This window comes from Bacteroides sp. AN502(2024), from assembly GCF_041227145.1.
GTDB lineage: Bacteria > Bacteroidota > Bacteroidia > Bacteroidales > Bacteroidaceae > Bacteroides.
The window spans coordinates 396,272-412,859 of the sequence record NZ_JBGFSP010000003.1 but is presented as its reverse complement, the minus strand read 5'-3'; the positions used below and the strand labels follow the sequence as shown (position 1 = coordinate 412,859).

General features: G+C 43.8%; 11 protein-coding genes, 1 pseudogene and 1 riboswitch. Of the genes and pseudogenes, 6 read left to right on the top strand and 6 right to left on the bottom strand.

Translation table 11 applies throughout. From position 1 onward, the window contains the following. Nucleotides 1-31 precede the first annotated feature (31 nt). The 3 genes from AB9N12_RS01735 (at nucleotide 32) to AB9N12_RS01725 (ending at nucleotide 2,549) form a co-directional block, all read left to right on the top strand. The gene (locus AB9N12_RS01735; RefSeq protein ID WP_369889214.1) at nucleotides 32-508 is read left to right on the top strand and encodes a single-stranded DNA-binding protein; all 477 of its coding nucleotides are present in this window, start codon (nucleotides 32-34) and stop codon (nucleotides 506-508) included. 75 nt (nucleotides 509-583) lie between these two features. Then, nucleotides 584-1,939: a gliding motility-associated protein GldE gene (locus AB9N12_RS01730; protein ID WP_369889213.1), complete on the top strand. Its 1,356-nt coding sequence runs from the start codon at nucleotides 584-586 to the stop codon at nucleotides 1,937-1,939. Next, the gene (locus AB9N12_RS01725; RefSeq protein ID WP_369889212.1) at nucleotides 1,917-2,549 is read left to right on the top strand and encodes a 4'-phosphopantetheinyl transferase superfamily protein; all 633 of its coding nucleotides are present in this window, start codon (nucleotides 1,917-1,919) and stop codon (nucleotides 2,547-2,549) included. The genes AB9N12_RS01730 and AB9N12_RS01725 overlap by 23 nt, the downstream gene beginning before the upstream one ends. A 308-nt stretch (nucleotides 2,550-2,857) precedes the next feature. Here AB9N12_RS01725 and AB9N12_RS01720 read toward each other — a convergent pair whose 3' ends face one another. The 6 genes from AB9N12_RS01720 to AB9N12_RS01695 form a co-directional block, all read right to left on the bottom strand. Continuing rightward, nucleotides 2,858-3,643 (bottom strand): DUF4465 domain-containing protein, encoded by a 786-nt coding sequence (locus AB9N12_RS01720; protein ID WP_369889211.1) that lies wholly within the window; start codon nucleotides 3,641-3,643, stop codon nucleotides 2,858-2,860. 34 nt (nucleotides 3,644-3,677) lie between these two features. Beyond that, nucleotides 3,678-5,657 (bottom strand): YncE family protein, encoded by a 1,980-nt coding sequence (locus tag AB9N12_RS01715; protein ID WP_369889210.1) that lies wholly within the window; start codon nucleotides 5,655-5,657, stop codon nucleotides 3,678-3,680. 17 nt (nucleotides 5,658-5,674) lie between these two features. After that, nucleotides 5,675-7,717, bottom strand: a complete 2,043-nt coding sequence (locus tag AB9N12_RS01710) for a TonB-dependent receptor plug domain-containing protein (protein WP_369889209.1) — start codon at nucleotides 7,715-7,717, stop codon at nucleotides 5,675-5,677. 181 nt (nucleotides 7,718-7,898) lie between these two features. Next, nucleotides 7,899-8,099, bottom strand: a riboswitch (cobalamin riboswitch). Nucleotides 8,100-8,181: 82 nt separating this feature from the next. Next, a complete protein-coding gene (locus AB9N12_RS01705; RefSeq protein WP_369889208.1) occupies nucleotides 8,182-9,126 on the bottom strand; it encodes a DUF5106 domain-containing protein in 945 nt (314 codons plus the stop codon). Between the two features lie 776 nt (nucleotides 9,127-9,902). Continuing rightward, the gene (locus AB9N12_RS01700; RefSeq protein ID WP_369889207.1) at nucleotides 9,903-11,684 is read right to left on the bottom strand and encodes a sensor histidine kinase; all 1,782 of its coding nucleotides are present in this window, start codon (nucleotides 11,682-11,684) and stop codon (nucleotides 9,903-9,905) included. 27 nt (nucleotides 11,685-11,711) lie between these two features. After that, on the bottom strand, nucleotides 11,712-12,401 hold the full coding sequence (locus AB9N12_RS01695; protein ID WP_369889206.1) for a response regulator transcription factor: 690 nt from the start codon (nucleotides 12,399-12,401) through the stop codon (nucleotides 11,712-11,714). Between the two features lie 242 nt (nucleotides 12,402-12,643). Between AB9N12_RS01695 and AB9N12_RS01690 the strand changes: the two genes are divergently transcribed. From AB9N12_RS01690 to AB9N12_RS01680, 3 genes and pseudogenes are all read left to right on the top strand, one after another. Beyond that, on the top strand, nucleotides 12,644-13,834 hold the full coding sequence (locus AB9N12_RS01690; RefSeq protein WP_369889205.1) for a hypothetical protein: 1,191 nt from the start codon (nucleotides 12,644-12,646) through the stop codon (nucleotides 13,832-13,834). A 50-nt stretch (nucleotides 13,835-13,884) separates the two neighbouring features. Then, a pseudogene (locus tag AB9N12_RS01685) lies at nucleotides 13,885-14,684 on the top strand (DUF3805 domain-containing protein). Nucleotide 14,685: 1 nt separating this feature from the next. Next, entirely contained in the window at nucleotides 14,686-16,554 is a 1,869-nt protein-coding gene (locus tag AB9N12_RS01680; RefSeq protein WP_369889204.1) for an ABC-F family ATP-binding cassette domain-containing protein, read from the top strand. The last annotated feature ends 34 nt before the right edge of the window (nucleotides 16,555-16,588 follow it).

Genomic DNA, 16,588 nt, shown 5'->3' with positions numbered 1-16,588 from the left:
TAATTTTAAGAATCATAAACTTGATACAGGTATGTCAGTAAATAGAGTGATATTGATAGGAAACGTAGGACAAGATCCTCGGGTGAAATACTTCGATACAGGTTCCGCAGTGGCAACTTTCCCATTGGCTACGACGGATCGTGGATATACGTTGGCTAATGGAACCCAGATTCCTGAAAGAACAGAGTGGCATAATATCGTTACATCTAACCGTTTGGCGGAGATTGTAGATAAATATGTGCACAAAGGTGACAAATTGTATCTGGAAGGGAAGATAAGGACGCGTTCTTACAGTGACCAATCGGGTGCTATGCGTTATATCACTGAAATTTATGTGGATAATATGGAAATGCTGTCTCCGAAAGGAGCTAATCCGGGTGCGGGAGCTTCTGTTTCCGGACAGCCTGCGGGACAGCAACAACAACCGGTTGCCGGTCAGTCACAACAAACACAGCAGTCGCAGGCACAACTCGTACAAGATAATCCGGCAGATGATTTGCCGTTCTAAATAATGTGATAGTGTGCCAATCGTTTTTCTAGCTCATTGGCACGTTATCTTTTGTTTAACTAAAATATAGACTCTTTGGACTCAGATGGTTATTTAAGCCAATTGGCTGACATTTTCAACGGTATTACCGTAAACACTCCTTCTATTTCTGCTATTATTGCCATAGTACTGGCAGGTGTACTCCTGCTTGCTTCCGGCTTTGCTTCGGCCTCTGAAATAGCTTTTTTCTCACTTACTCCTTCCGACCGGAATGATATTGATGAACACAATCATCCTTCCGATGAAAAAATAAGTGCCTTGTTGCAGGATTCAGAACGTTTGCTGGCAACAATACTGATTACGAACAATTTTGTGAATGTGACCATTATCATGCTCTGCAACTTCTTCTTTATGAATGTGTTTGTCTTTCATTCTCCGTTGGCAGAGTTCCTGATACTGACTGTCATCCTGACTTTCCTGCTGTTGTTGTTCGGTGAAATTATGCCAAAGATCTATTCGGCACAGAAAACATTAGCCTTTTGCCGTTTTTCGGCACCGGGAATTTATTTCCTGGAGAAGGTATTCCGTCCGATAGCTACTGTGCTTGTGCGTTCGACAACTTTCCTAAACAAGCATTTTGCTAAGAAGAACCATAATATTTCCGTTGATGAACTGTCTCATGCACTGGAACTGACGGATAAGGCGGAGCTTTCTGAAGAGAACAATATTTTGGAGGGAATTATCCGTTTCGGTGGGGAAACCGTGAAGGAGGTGATGACATCACGCTTGGATATGGTCGATTTGGATATCCGTACCTCTTTCAAGGAGGTGATGCAATGTATCATTGAAAATGCTTATTCGCGTATTCCTATCTATTCCGGTTCGCGGGATAATATCAAGGGAGTGCTGTATATTAAAGATCTTCTGCCTCATGTCAGCAAGGGGGATAATTTCCGTTGGCAGTCATTGATCCGTCCGGCTTATTTTGTGCCGGAAACGAAGATGATTGATGATTTGCTGCGTGACTTTCAGGCGAATAAGATTCATATAGCCATCGTTGTAGATGAGTTTGGAGGAACTTCCGGACTGGTAACGATGGAGGATATTATCGAAGAGATTGTAGGTGAGATTCACGATGAATACGATGATGAAGAACGTACATACGTTGTGTTGAATGACCATACCTGGATATTTGAAGCAAAGACGCAGTTGACGGATTTCTATAAAATAGCGAAAGTAGACGAAGATGAATTTGAAAAGATGGTGGGAGATGCGGATACATTGGCGGGTATGTTGCTTGAGATTAAAGGTGAATTTCCGGCATTGCACGAGAAAGTGACTTATCACAATTACGAGTTTGAAGTATTGGAGATGGATAGCCGCCGTATATTGAAAGTTAAGTTTACGATTCTGCCGAAGGATGTGGAAGATGGCATTATTCCTACAACATAAGACGAATAATATACAATGGGCTGTTTGGAAGATAGAAGAGCCGTTGGAGGTATTATTGGCTCTTCTGCCCGATGCGCGAAGAATATCCTGCAAACAGGAGCTGAACAGCTTTGTCTCCGAACGTCGTAAGATGGAATGGTTGTCTGTTCGTGTTCTGTTATATTCCATGTTGCGGGAGGATAAGGAAATCGGTTATTCTTCCGAGGGAAAACCTTATCTCACCGATCATTCTTTCTTTATCAGTATTTCTCATACCAAAGGATATGTGGCTGTGATACTTAGCTCTCAGACTTCTGTGGGTATTGATATCGAGCAATATGGTCAACGGGTTCATCGGGTGTCCGGCCGTTATGTCCGCCCTGACGAACAAGCGGAGGCTTATCTGGGTGACGTGACTTGGGGGCTGTTATTGCATTGGTCTGCCAAGGAGGCGGTTTTTAAACGTATGGAAGATGCCGACGCTGATCTCCGCAAGCTTCGTCTGACGTATTTTGTACCTCAGGAAGAAGGAATGTTCCAAGTTCAGGAGTTTGTGACGGGACAGCAAAAGCTCTATGTAGTCGGTTATCGTATCCATCCGGACTTTGTATTGACGTGGACGCTCAACTGAACTGAATTAGAATAAAATTGAATCTAAAATGACAGTGCAATCCGAAGAGCCTGCGGGTATGTAAACTAAGAAACGATGAATAATCAGTGGCAAGTCTCCTCTATTATTCACCGTCTCTTTAGGGACATTTACTGAATACCCTTCGCAATGAAGTAGCTGTCTTCTATTTTGAGAATATCCCTATTAGTTTTCTAATCCTGCTGAAAATCTGTATATCAGAACAATAAAACCACTCATTGTTCTAATTATGATTCTCAAGGAAAAAGAATAAAAACTTATATATGTGTATCTGCGATGTTTACGAGTCTTTATTCTTCGATCAGAGTAATCCCGTCAAGACAGAAATAGGTCGGAGTCATTGCACCCCAATCGTTATTCTTAGTTGTCTGTAATTCAAATTTTAATCCTTCAGTTTTTCCTAAAGAGGTGAGATTTACCCACTTCCATTCATCTACTAGATTAGTTCCTTGTGCTAAGTAGTATTCTACTTTTTTTGTTTTATCTATATTGTAAATAATTACCTTGAATGAATCATTGCTATCGAATTTATCTTCTTCACCATGTTCATGAAAATAGTCAGTTCCTTCTTTCATACTATTATAGGCATATATACAATTAGTTATAAATAAGCCTTTTACTTGATACGCTTTTAGATTATTGGAATGATTGTTGTCTTTGAAGCGTATGGCAGCTTCTTTGTCGTTATTAGCGCCAATTTTATAGCCAGAAGATCCTACAATAATATACGTATTGTTCTTTACGCCTTTTTTAGGGACAGCACTGTAGTTTCCGGATGTGAGATTAGTAAAACCGAAAGCATCCATGCCAAATCCATATGAAGATGATACACAGTCAAACTCAAATACCTTTGTATTATCCTGTAAATAAGTTAAATAATAAGGAGTATTTCCCAGTTCCCAACTTTCTGCAGGGTTCTCTATATCCCCTAAATAAAGTGTTTCTGCTTCAGTTAATAGATTCTCGAGGCTAACGACAATCTCTTTTTTTTCATCACCTCCTTTTGTTTCGTCATCATCACTACATCCGCAAAAAGCGAACACAGACACTAATAAGAATAAAGATAACTTTTTCATGTTTTTGCTCTAATTTTAATTATTAATTGTTTGATTATTTTTCGTAATGTAAGTTCTCTACAGTGACAACTTCGGTAGATATTTCTCCTGTCCAACCTGTATCTTGGTTGACGGCAGTATAGATTCTAACGAAGTCTATTTTGTCTAATAACACAGGTTGTCCGTTTGGGTCTACTGCCCAGTCTATTTTAAATTGACAGTATCCGGTTTTGTTGGGATGATTATCTGCATATCCCCAAGGATAACAATAGCCTACCCAGACATTATCTTCTTCTACGGCATTGTCTTTTAGACGTGTCCCATGGAAAGTTATTTCATTTTCTTCTATCCAGTTCGGATAATAAGAATCTTGTTGATGGAATGTGTTACGTTTGACGAATCCCTCTTTTCCTAGATTATCTTTCCAGCGGACATCACCATTGACCGGTTGGGGGCGATAATAGGTGATTTCGTAATTACGTATTTCTGTATCTTTTCCGTACTCACTACCAGCCAACTCATACCATTCATCGTCAGGCATCCCATTATTGTTTATATCTTTCGAGACTAATACTATTCCCGGTTCAGCGCTTCCACCGAGTGCTCCCGTTCCAGTATTCTTGTTGTAAGTGGCATTTCCCCATATCTTGAAATCATATTCCCCTTCGATATTAGGGATTGGTTGAGGGAATCCTACTGTTATTGTTCCACCGAATCCGCCTAATGAGATAACTGATTTTTTCTTTAGCTTTTCTGTGGCACGATCTAAAACTTGTGCGGTAGTAAATCCATTTTCATAAGCCGACGTACTCGTATTGATAAACTGTCCGGGAGCAGGGCGGTATTCCCATACCTTATTGGCGAAAGCCAATGAGTTTTCAGTCGCTTCGGTGTTACCATCCATGTTGCTTTGTGAAGCCTTATCGCTGAATACAATTGTATTCGGGTTCAGCCCGATATTGTTCAGGCGGAATATGAGTTGTCCTTGTTGGTTGAAACAAAGTAAGTCGCCGTAAGTGGTGTAATCGCGTGCTTCGGTGATATATACATTGTTGCTGTAAGGGTTGATGCTGATACCGTAAGGTGTCTTTATCACAGTTCCATCGGTTATGAAATTCTCACGGATTGTCTCTTCTGTTTTCAGATTGAACATCTTGATAGAAGAAGTCTGTGTGGTATAGTTGTAATTGTATAGATAGGCTATGTCTCCGTCGATGGCGAAGTTTTGCGCTTTCTCGTTAGAATGAGTGACCTTGTTCGTCCGGCAATCTATCTTGATAAAATCATAGTCTCCGGTTTCTACATCTTCACCTCGGGTAACTACATAGACAGTTTCATCCGGACCCGCAACAATTTTACCGGGATTCGGGCCGACTGTTATTTGATGGATTTCTTTGAATGTGGTAATGTCGACAACAGACACTGTATGATCTACACCCAGCCCTGATGAATGATCCAATCCGCCGGAATTGGAAATATATAATTTCTCGTTTTGTACACAAATGCCGTCGGGGTTGCGTCCCACTGAGGTGATGGCTTCTATGGCAAGGGAAGTAGTGTCTATACGCGCAACGGTTCCGTCATAGGAACATACGTATGCCTTTTCTTTATGAAAAGCGATATAGCGCGGTTGGCGGGAACTTCCGTTTTCTGCCTGCATCTGAATCTGTTTCAATGAGGTTCCCGTGCGGAAGTCTATCACTTCTACCGTACTGGAGATATTGACTATAACATATATCTTACTTCCATACATAGCCATGTCGTTGGCTGTATCTCCTAATCCCCGGTGGTTGACGGTCTGGAAGTAATCTCGAACCATTTGCTGATTGCCGAAAGAGAAACGTGCCAAAGAACTATTGTTCTGATTGAACAGTCCTTCGCATAATACATATAATTCGGCGGTACCCGTCTCTTCCGGATCGCCTATAATACCCGACGTGAAGGGTTTATCCTCCATATCATCACAAGCCACGGATAAGGTTATCAATGACAGCCAGCACCAGAATATATATACTAATTTCCTTTTCACGACCATATCCTACTTTTTAATATTTAATACCTAATCTTTAGTGTCGCTCTTACAGATCGTCCCGGCATTGGAAAGTATTTCACGATTTCGTAATTCTTGTCCATCAGGTTCAGTACTTCCACGCTGAAAGAGGTGGTGACTCTCTTTATCTGAAAGTCGCGGCTGGCCGAAATACTGTGGTCGCTATAACTATCCAACCTGTTTTCGGCAATGTTTTGTCCCAACGCGTAGCGCTTTCCTGAAAATAGGAATGAGTAAGACAGATTGAACCATGGTGTCTCGATACCTGCCTGTCCCGAAGCGGAGACGCGGGGAGTGTAGGCTATCTGATGCTTGTAAGTCGATTTATCCTGACTCAAATCAGGGCTGGTGACATCCAATGCCCGTTGATACGTATAATTGCCGGAGAGGTTGATACGGATTTTCTCCCAAGGCTGAAGAGATAAGTTTCCGGTGACGTCGATACCTTTAATGTCTACACTTCCCAAATTTCTCATGCTCCATATCGCAAGGTTCTTGGTAGGATAAGCGATGATTTTATCCGTCACTTTGTTATAGTATGCATCAACGGTTGCCGAAAGATAAGGAATGAATGTACATACATTCTTGCTATATGTCAGACCGATATTATATTGCTTTGCATTTTCAGGTTTGAGTTTGGTGTTTCCCACTTCCTGATAATACAAGTCATTGAAGCTGGGTAGGCGGAAGATGTCTTTATAGAAGATACGGATGCGAAACTCTTCGTTACGGAACAGCTTGAATGTGGCGCTTACATAAGGGGTCAATTTGCGGTGACTGCCCGCGCTGCCACCTTCTTTGACATCTTCGTTGATAACGGTTGCCAATGCGGATGCGGAGATTGTCAGCCAGTCATTCACGTATTTCCCGGCAAGAGCCGTCAGCCATGAATAGCGGGTGGGTTGCGCAAAATGGGTAAGATTAGTATCCATTGTGTTGATACTCCCATCCGTTGAAAGGGAAAATGAAAGATTGTTCAATAATCTGTATAATACCGATGCGGAAAGATAATATTCCTGTTGGTAATAACTGTTCTCCGTTTTCCCTAAAGAGTTTTGGGTGTCGGGGTCCAGGTAACGCTGATAGCTCCAGTTCCACTTGGCGGAAGTCTGGAATACCCATTGCCGGCTGAATTCTTTCTTGTATTGGCTTTGTACGAATGCGTTTTTATCCCATAGGTGTTGGGTAGAATGGTCGTTGTAGAAAGTGGTGGCTTTGGGCAGTCCCCGGGAGGATTGAAAGTAATAAGCTTTCAACCGCCATTGCTCTTTGTCGGAGAAGTTGCCGTAGAGTCCTGCTTCGGCACGAAGGGTTTGCACATCGGTGTTCTTCCGCTTCTCCCGTGATGTCAGGTCGCCTTCCCTGTTTCCGTAGTGCAGGGTGTATGGATACTGTCCGTCTGATGACATCCATTCGCCATTGGCTGACATGCTCCATCTCTTATTGAACTGTTGTTCCAGTAGAACGGAGGGGTTGATTAATCCCCAGGAGCCGGACTTGAAAGCTCCGGATATATGGGTCTTTTCCCCTTTAGTGAACCGTGGCGTGAGTGTCTGTATGTTCAATATGCCTGCTGACGCGAAGAAGCGGGCAGGTTGGAAGATGTTATCGCTTTGTCCGTTGTTCAGAGAAAGACGGTCTACGTTGTCGAGCGAGAAACGTCCGATGTCGATTTGTCCGGTTTGGCAGTCGGTTACGGTAATGCCGTCATAACCTACGGCGGTATGCTGTGCGCCCAGGCTACGTATGGATACGGTTTTCAGTCCGCCGATACCTCCGTAGTCTTTTACGGTCACTCCTGCAAAGTGTTTCACTGCATCGGAGACTTGCAGGGCATGCAGGTTTTTCAGGGCTTCTCGGGAGAAGGTTTGTAAGGGGGCGGTTGATCGTGTCTCACGGGTCTGGTAGATGTCTGATACGGTTATTTCGGGAATGGAATATGTGTGTGCCGTATCTACTTTCTGCTGTTGTGCGAAAAGTGGTACGGACAGGAGCTGGCAGCCGAATGCTGCAAAGATCACTTTATTGAATGTTCTCTTTTTCATCGATTTCTTTCTCGGTCTGTTGCTATTGAAAAGTGTCCGGGCGAAATCCCTTCGGCCGGACACGCATAAATAAACTTGGCAGAGTTTATTCTTTTAACACACTTTCTCTGAAGCAGAGTGATGAATGAAATGATAGACGGATTGTCCGGTTCATTAGACTCAACGCTTTTTCCTCGAAAGCAGTGAAACATAGTTGCATGGTAGGTCTTCTGACTTGTTCCTGTTACAAACGCCTTCCCGGATTTGTACCCAGTGGCAATGAGTGAGTTGCTTGTAACATAGATGGAACTTACAGCAGCGGGACTGTTCAGGACTTGCACCTGATTCCCTTTTAATTGCTCCATCCGCACGGGAGGAGCAAACCAATGCGCTGCAAAGATAGGGAGTTTATTTCGCTTTTGCAAGGGGGAGAGTGTTCTTTTTCTTTCGTATCAAGACGAAAGGAAAAGAACTTGTTTTCTTATTTATAGTTCGCTTCTCATCAGTAGGTATTCTTCGATGGCTCGTGCCGGAGCGTCTTTTAGGAGTACGGTTTTTTCCTTATTTAAAAGGTAGAGGGTAGGGATGGCTTTCAAGTCGTATAATTGTTGTTCCTTGATGGCGAATCTCTTATCGTATCCGTTGATCCATTCTTTAGGAAATTCGTTCAGATGTTTGCGCCATTCGTCAAGCTCTTCGTCGGGGTAGATGGAGAGGACGGTTAGTCTCTTTTGTTCCACGAGTCGGTGGATGATAGGGGCGTTTTTCAGGGCGTCTATCGTTTCTGTACAAGCATGGCAACCGGGGTTATTGATGAATAGTAGGATGTAGTCCGTTTGCTGTTGGTAGAGAGAGCCTTGGGCACCGGAGGCAAGTGTGTAGTTGAAGTTCAGGGCTTTGGTGCCGATGCGGTTTTTCTGAGCTAACTCCCGGCGGGCTTTGGGGCGTACTTTTTCTATTTCCTCCAGTAGGGGAGAAGCTAACATGGCGTCTAATACGGGGATGTAGAATTCTTCGTTACGCATGGGCGAGTTGGGATCGTAGAGATATTTATCGGCCAGATCGGTGATGTAGGTGAATACCTTTTTGTCTGCGTTTGTCTGCTCGATTGTTTTCCGCATGGCTTCTTGTGCGGTTTTCAACGGGACGTGATTCAGTATGTCACAATAGTCCACCCAGGCTTGTTCGGTTATTTCGGGATGGTGGATGTAATTGGTGTCGGCGAAGTTTACATGATCCCAATAGTGTTTTACGAGAAACTCTGCACGTTGCTCCGGAGCTGTCATCATGGCGGGGATGGCGGGCAGGGCGAAGGTGGTAATGGTATCTCGGGGAACTTCATTTTTACAGTGATTGGAAGCGTTTCCACTTTTACAGGCACAAAGAAGAAGGATGCACCCAATAACTAGGATATTCATATTTGTTTTCATGACTTGCTGTATTTCGTTTAACTTATGTATGTGCATGGAAGTATACATGTATGGAAGACAAAGATAACTTTCTTTTTATATTTATCCAAAAAAACATCTTGATTTCAGTTGCCTGAGTTTCAAATGGTGAATAGGGGAAGTCTGATAAAGGATGATTGGGAAAGAGGAGTATGTTCTGTTTTTAAGATTCCCGTCGGAAAAGAATACTTCAATATGATTAAACCGGAAGCAAATCGCATCGGTAAATGCAAGAATATGCAGAAATACCGGTTTGTTCTGTATGTTTTAGCAGGAAATATGCATTTTAGAGAGTAAATAAAGCCTCTATTTCTTGCAGATAGAGCGTTGGTTTATCCATCATAAAGCCTCTGTTTCTCACCGATAGAGCGTTGGTTTCCCGATGAGAAAGCTGTAAAGGCATAAAAAGGGACTTTGGGGAGCTGGTTGGTCTTCGCCGGATGATAAAAGGAAAATGGCAAAAAGAGTGTATACCGATGGTTTGTCTTCCAAAAAGAACCGTATGGTGACGATTTACTTCTATGCTGAAAGAAAAACGTTCTAAAATGTAAAATATAGGATTCCGCTGAAGGAAAATGGTGCGCATTTAGTGAATCTTCCGAACGGTGACCCGATCTATTGTATCCTCGTGTGTTTTAATATTCCTTTTTGAAGGAAGTAGGCAGAGTGGTCTTTCTTTCATTTTCGGTTTCGGAAGCCGAGGTGTGTTAGTGAGAGCTTGGACAACTGATGCGAATTCGTCAGGGGAGGATTACTCCTTATTTCTCCTTTGCCAACGTAAATACAAATTCCAATCCGCCATTCTGATTGTTTTTGGCGGAGATGTTGCCGCCGTGAATGATGACGGCGTTCTTCACGATAGCCAGTCCCAACCCAGTTCCGCCCAGTTTGCGTGAACGGCCTTTGTCTACTCGGTAGAAGCGTTCGAAGAGGCGGTTCAGATGTTCGGGAGATACGCCTACACCTGTGTCGGCAAAGCTGAAGTAGTAGAAATTCTCATCTTCGCGGAAGCAGTTGATCTTTATTTGAATATGGGTTCCGGCGTATGCAATGGCATTGTCCGTCAGGTTGCGGAAGATGGAATAGAGCAGTGAGTAATTGCCTTTGATCGGTATGCTCTTTTTCAGGGAGTTGACTACTGTTATATGCTTTTCGTCCAGCTCCAGTGACACTTCGTTGATCATGTTTTCCACCAGTACGCTGATGTCCACTTGTTCCATGTCGATCATGTTGGCGGCTTCGTCCATGCGGGTGAGTACGGAGATGTCGCGTAGCAGCCGGCTCAGGCGGTTGCTTTGTGCGTAACAACGTTCGAGGAATACGTTGATCTTCTCACGTGGGATGTTTTCATTGCTGACAATGGTTTCCAGATACCCCTGAATGCTGCTGACTGGAGTTTTCAGTTCATGGGCGATATTCTGGGTCAGTTGGCGTTTGAGCCTTACTTGTTCTTCTTCCTGAGTGACGTCATTGATGGAGATTTCAAAACTGGCATCCTGGAAGATGATACATTCTACGATGAATGTCCGTCCGTTTTTGTTGATGGTGACCGACATACGTTTCTCGCCTTTTCCTCTCGAACGTTTTTGCTGGTTCTCATTGATGAAATGAATAATCTCTTTCAGTTCACTGATGGCAAAGACTTCTTCTGTCGTTTCCAGATTCGAATCCGAGATCAGGTTGCTGTATTGGGTAAAGAGGTTGTTGACAAGAATTTCTTTCTTGTCTTTTGTGAATATTCCCAGTCCTTCGTGCGAGATCTGAAGGTGGGTAATCAGTTTTTCACGTTCGATATAGAGTGCCTCTTTGGTTTCGTGCAGCCGTTTGTAGATTTGAATGATATGTTGGGAGATTTCCCCCAGTTCATTGTGCGGGAAAGCCGATTGCATGGCCATTTCGATGGGTTTGTTCCGGTCGGCACGCATGGCAAATTCACGGAGCTGGTTGATGGAAGTCCCCAGTTTGTTGGTGAATTTGTAGAAGATAATCATTAGCAGTGATGTCACGATGATGGTAAACCATAGATAATGAGGATCTGCTTGCAGGTTGTGGATGAGGCTGACGTTGTAGGGCAAAGCCGAGCGCACGATATAATCTTTATAACGGGTGGCCGAATAGAAATAGGGGAGTCCGGTTGTTTCGGAAGTACGGCGTACGTCATATCCGTTGCCCTGCTTTATTGCTTTTTGTACTTCCGGTCGGTTCTGATGGTTTTCTATCTGTCTGTTATGCTTCGGGTAACTGTCGTAAACGACATTCCCTTCCAGGTCGATAAGGGTTACGCGTAAATCCTTCAGGATATGGTTGTTGACATATCCGTTGATCTTTTCACGGTCAATGGGTTGTTCATCCAGCTGTTCGTAGAACCTGCTGTTGTAATCTTGCAGTTTTGTATTCAGCAGTTCTATCTTATATTCCCGTTCGCGTTGATACTGGTAGGCTATGAAACAAATGGCAAATACCAGAAACAGTGAGATAACCGAAAGGAAAAGCTTCCGGCTGAAAGAAAGAAAATGCTTTTGAGTTACAGGCAGGTTCATACTAACTATTTAATTCGGCATCATTATTTATTCAGCTTCAAAACAGTATCCGTATCCGAGACGGGTGACGATGCATTTGCCGTATACCCCCATCTTTTTACGCAGACGGGTGATGTTTACGTCGATGGTACGGTCGAGCACGTACACCTCATCACTCCAGATGTGGGATAGAATATCTTCACGTGAGAACACGCGTCCCTTATTCTGTACCAGCAGAAGCAGTATCTCAAATTCTTTTTTGGTCAATGACACCTCTTCACCGTCGATACTGACCTTCTTCTTGGTGATGTCAATGACGAGCGACTGGTAAGTAAGGCGTTCGAGGGCTTTTCCCGTTTCCGTTGTCGCCGTTCGTCTCAACACCGCTTTCACACGAGCAATGACTTCACGCAGGGAGAACGGTTTCGAGATGTAATCGTCCGCACCGAGGTTGAATCCGGTCACGGTATCATTTTCGGTATCTTTTGCTGTAATGAAGATAATAGGCACTTGGGCTGTCTTTTTATCTTTTTTCAGCATGTTCGCCATTCTGAATCCGGAGATTTCTCCCATCATCACATCGAGGAGAATTAAATGGTAGCTGCTGATCTCCATCTTCATTGCTTCTTCGGCAGAGTTTGCAGTATCCACCTCATAACCTTCGTTCTCAAGATTGAATTTCAGAATCTCGCAGAGATCTTCTTCATCGTCGACAACTAGAATACGGTAATCGTTCATAAGATATATGTATTAAGATGATATGACAAAGTTACGTTTTTTATTTTATCCTTGGCAAAGATGAGGAGACTTTGTTACGGGCAGATGAAACAGATGTTACAATCATGTTACATTCCGGAAATAGAGGAGGAGGATGTGGAATATGAAAGTTTTTGCTGATTGTAAAAGGAAAAAACGTTTGCTATTTGTTATCTTTGTTAGCGAGAAACAATGGAAATGTTTGATTATAGTAATTGCAAATAATGATAAAATTAGATTTGAAAAGACATCGGCGCGAAATAATAGGCTCTGTGGTAGTACTCCTCCTTTTTGGCGGCATATCTGTATTTAAATATACTTCGTTTAATTCCGGCTTTGAGATTGTAGACGACTTGGGAGGGAATATATTCCCTTCGGCGATTCTGTCTGTTGCCACTACTGATGCACAAGTGATTGTTCCGTCGGATTCGACTTATTTGGGAAATCCGAAGTCGTGCATTGCCATTCGGGTGAAATCGAAGACGGCCTATAGCCGTGTGCGGATTGAAGTGGCCGAAACGCCTTTTTTCTCCCGGTCGGTATCGGAATTTGTGCTAAACAAGCCCCGGACGGAGTATACGATTTATCCTGATATCATCTGGAATTATGAAGCCTTGAAGAATGAGGCGCAGGCGGAACCGGTAAGTGTAGTCGTCACGGTGGAAATGAACGGAAAAGATTGGGGACAGCGGGTACGTACTTTTTCCGTGCGTAGCATCAATGAATGTTTGTTGGGGTATGTGGCTGACGGGACCCAATTCCATGATACCAGCATTTTCTTTGCGGCTTATGTCAATGAAGAGAATCCGATGATCGACCGGTTGCTTCGCGAGGCGCTGAATACTCGCATCGTCAACCGCTTCCTCGGTTATCAAAGTAAGGCGAAAGGTGCGGTGGACAAGCAGGTGTATGCCCTATGGAATATCTTGCAGAAACGTAAATTTCGTTATAGCTCCGTTTCCAATACGAGCCTTTCGAGCAATGTCGTTTTCTCCCAGCGTGTCCGTACGTTTGATGATGCGCTGGAATCTTCACAGATTAATTGTGTGGATGGTAGCGTACTGTTCGCTTCCTTGCTCCGTGCCATCAATATCGATCCGATCTTGGTACGTACACCGGGGCATATGTTTGTGGGGTATTATACGGACAATTCGCACACGGACAAGAATTTTCTGGAAACAACCATGATTGGTGACATCGATCTGGATGATTTTTTTCCGGATGAACAGCTGGACTCTACGATGGTAGGCAAATCGCAGAATGAAATGTCATTGCTGACTTTCGAGAAATCAAAGCAGTATGCCAATAAAAAGTATAAGGAGAATGAAGAAGGTATCCATTCCGGAAAGTTGAACTATATGTTTCTGGAGATTTCTAAAGAGGTGCGCAGGAAAATACAGCCGATAGGTAAATGAAATTCGTATTTAATTCGTACTTTTGCCAAGTAATCATTGAATGAAAAAGAATGAAAGGCAAGAAATTTATCTCTCCCGGAGCATGGTTTTCTATGAGTTATCCGTCGGACTGGAACGAGTTTGAAGATGGCGAAGGCTCTTTTCTTTTCTATAATCCCGATGTATGGACGGGGAATTTTCGTATATCTGCATTTAAAGGGAAAGCCGGTTATGGTAAAGACGCTATCCGGCAGGAACTGAAAGAGAACGATTCGGCTTCATTGGTGCAAGTCGGAGCGTGGGAATGTGCGTATAGCAAAGAAATGTTTCAGGAGGAGGGGACTTATTATACTTCCCATTTGTGGATTACAGGTGCTGATGATATGGCTTTCGAATGTTCCTTTACCGTGCCTAAAGGTGGAGCTGTGAAGGAGGCGGAAGAGGTAATCGCTACTTTGGAGATACGCAAAGAAGGAAAGAAGTATCCTGCTGAACTGATTCCGATCCGTCTTTCTGAAATCTATTTGATTAATGAAGGGTACGAATGGGTAGTGTCTACCGTGAAGCAGGAACTGAAAAAAGATTTTCAGGGCATAGAGGAAGATTTGGAGAAACTCCAGCAAGTGATTGACAGCGGCAAGATAGGTGCGAAGAAGAAGAGGAATGGCTGGCTGTCGGTATCACGGTCTGTTCGATTCTTGCTAACGAAGTGGACGGCATGGAGTGGAAGACATTGATTGACGGCAACCGTGAAGCGCCTGTCATTCAATATTGCAACCGGATCATGGACCCGATGAAACTCTCATGGAGCAAAATAAAGGCCGGAGAGCCTTGTAATGTAATAGAAGAATACAAGAAGTGTTTGGATTAAAATGGCAGTACCTTATTTACAGATAGATAACCTGACCAAGTCCTTCGGCGACTTGGTTCTTTTTGAGAATATATCTTTTGGCATTGCCGAAAGCCAGCGTGTGGGACTGATAGCAAAGAACGGTAGCGGAAAAACGACCTTACTGAATATCATTGCCGGAAAGGAAGGGTATGATAGCGGCAATATTGTTTTTCGTCGCGACCTCCGTGTCGATTATCTGGAGCAGGACCCGCAATATCCCGAAGAGCTGACCGTACTCGAAGCCTGTTTCCATCACGGCAACAGCACTGTAGAACTCATAAAAGAGTACGAACGTTGCATGGAGACGGAAGGGCATCCGGGACTGGCAGATCTCTTGGTACGTATGGATCAGGAAAAGGCATGGGAATATGAACAAAAAGCCAAACAAATTCTTTCACAACTCAAAATCCGTAACTTCGACCAGCAGGTGAAACAACTTTCCGGCGGGCAGCTGAAACGTGTCGCTTTGGCAAACGCCTTGATTACCGAACCGGATCTGCTCATCCTTGATGAGCCTACCAACCACCTCGATCTGGATATGACCGAATGGCTCGAAGACTATCTCCGCCGTACCAATCTCAGCCTGCTTATGGTGACGCACGACCGTTATTTCCTCGATCGCGTTTGCTCGGAGATTATCGAAATAGACAACCGCCAACTTTATCAATATAAAGGGAATTATAGTTATTACCTCGAAAAACGTCAGGAACGCATCGACGCAAAAAGTGTGGAGATAGAACGTGCCAATAACCTCTATCGTACCGAACTTGATTGGATGCGCCGGATGCCGCAGGCACGCGGACATAAAGCCCGTTACCGGGAAAATGCTTTTTATGAGCTTGAAAAGGTGGCGAAGCAACATATCCGCAATGATCATGTAAAGCTGGAAGTAAAAGCCTCCTATATTGGCAGTAAGATATTTGAAGCCGATCATCTTTATAAGAGTTTCGGTGACTTGAAGATTTTGGATGATTTCTCTTATGTCTTTGCCCGCTACGAGAAGATGGGGATCGTAGGTAACAACGGAACGGGGAAGTCTACATTTATCAAGATACTTATGGGGGAAGTGCAACCGGATAGCGGTACGGTGGATATCGGCGAGACGGTTCGTTTCGGTTATTATTCGCAGGAGGGTCTTCAGTTTGATGAACAAATGAAGGTCATCGATGTAGTGCAGGATATTGCTGAAGTCATCGAACTGGGGAATGGAAAGAAACTGACTGCTTCGCAATTTTTGCAGCATTTCTTGTTTACTCCCGAAACGCAGCATAGTTATGTCTATAAGTTGAGTGGGGGAGAGCGCCGGCGTCTTTACTTGTGCACTATCCTGATGCGTAACCCTAACTTCCTCGTGCTGGATGAGCCTACCAACGACCTTGATATTATCACATTGAATGTGCTTGAGGAATATCTTCAGAGCTTCAAAGGTTGTGTGATTGTCGTCTCGCACGACCGTTACTTTATGGATAAGGTAGTAGATCACCTGATGGTATTCAACGGACAGGGCGATATCCGCGACTTCCCCGGCAATTATAGCGATTACCGCGACTGGAAGGAGGCGAAAGCGCAAAAGGAGAAAGAGGCAGAGAAGCTGCAGGAGGAAAAGACCGCCCGCGTCCGCCTGAACGATAAGCGGAAAATGAGTTTCAAGGAAAAACGTGAGTTCGAACAACTGGAAAAGGATATTGCCGACCTGGAAACTGAAAAGGCACAGATTGAAGAACTTCTTTGCAGCGGTACGCTTTCCGTTGATGAACTGACCGAGAAATCGAAACGATTGCCTGAAGTCAATGACTTGATTGACGAAAAAACAATGCGTTGGTTGGAACTTAGCGAAATAGAAGACTGAGTCGTGCCAGTACGTTGGCACAGTTGTGCCACTT

What these genes read in the sequence shown, in the direction of transcription:
- AB9N12_RS01690 (WP_369889205.1), top strand. Translation starts at nt 12,644, where the DNA reads ATGATAAAATTAGATTTGAAAAGACATCGGCGCGAAATAATAGGCTCT.
- AB9N12_RS01705 (WP_369889208.1), bottom strand. Translation starts at nt 9,126, where the DNA reads ATGAAAACAAATATGAATATCCTAGTTATTGGGTGCATCCTTCTTCTT.
- AB9N12_RS01735 (WP_369889214.1), top strand. Translation starts at nt 32, where the DNA reads ATGTCAGTAAATAGAGTGATATTGATAGGAAACGTAGGACAAGATCCT.
- AB9N12_RS01700 (WP_369889207.1), bottom strand. Translation starts at nt 11,684, where the DNA reads ATGAACCTGCCTGTAACTCAAAAGCATTTTCTTTCTTTCAGCCGGAAG.
- AB9N12_RS01725 (WP_369889212.1), top strand. Translation starts at nt 1,917, where the DNA reads ATGGCATTATTCCTACAACATAAGACGAATAATATACAATGGGCTGTT.
- AB9N12_RS01710 (WP_369889209.1), bottom strand. Translation starts at nt 7,717, where the DNA reads ATGAAAAAGAGAACATTCAATAAAGTGATCTTTGCAGCATTCGGCTGC.
- AB9N12_RS01720 (WP_369889211.1), bottom strand. Translation starts at nt 3,643, where the DNA reads ATGAAAAAGTTATCTTTATTCTTATTAGTGTCTGTGTTCGCTTTTTGC.
- AB9N12_RS01680 (WP_369889204.1), top strand. Translation starts at nt 14,686, where the DNA reads ATGGCAGTACCTTATTTACAGATAGATAACCTGACCAAGTCCTTCGGC.
- AB9N12_RS01695 (WP_369889206.1), bottom strand. Translation starts at nt 12,401, where the DNA reads ATGAACGATTACCGTATTCTAGTTGTCGACGATGAAGAAGATCTCTGC.
- AB9N12_RS01715 (WP_369889210.1), bottom strand. Translation starts at nt 5,657, where the DNA reads ATGGTCGTGAAAAGGAAATTAGTATATATATTCTGGTGCTGGCTGTCA.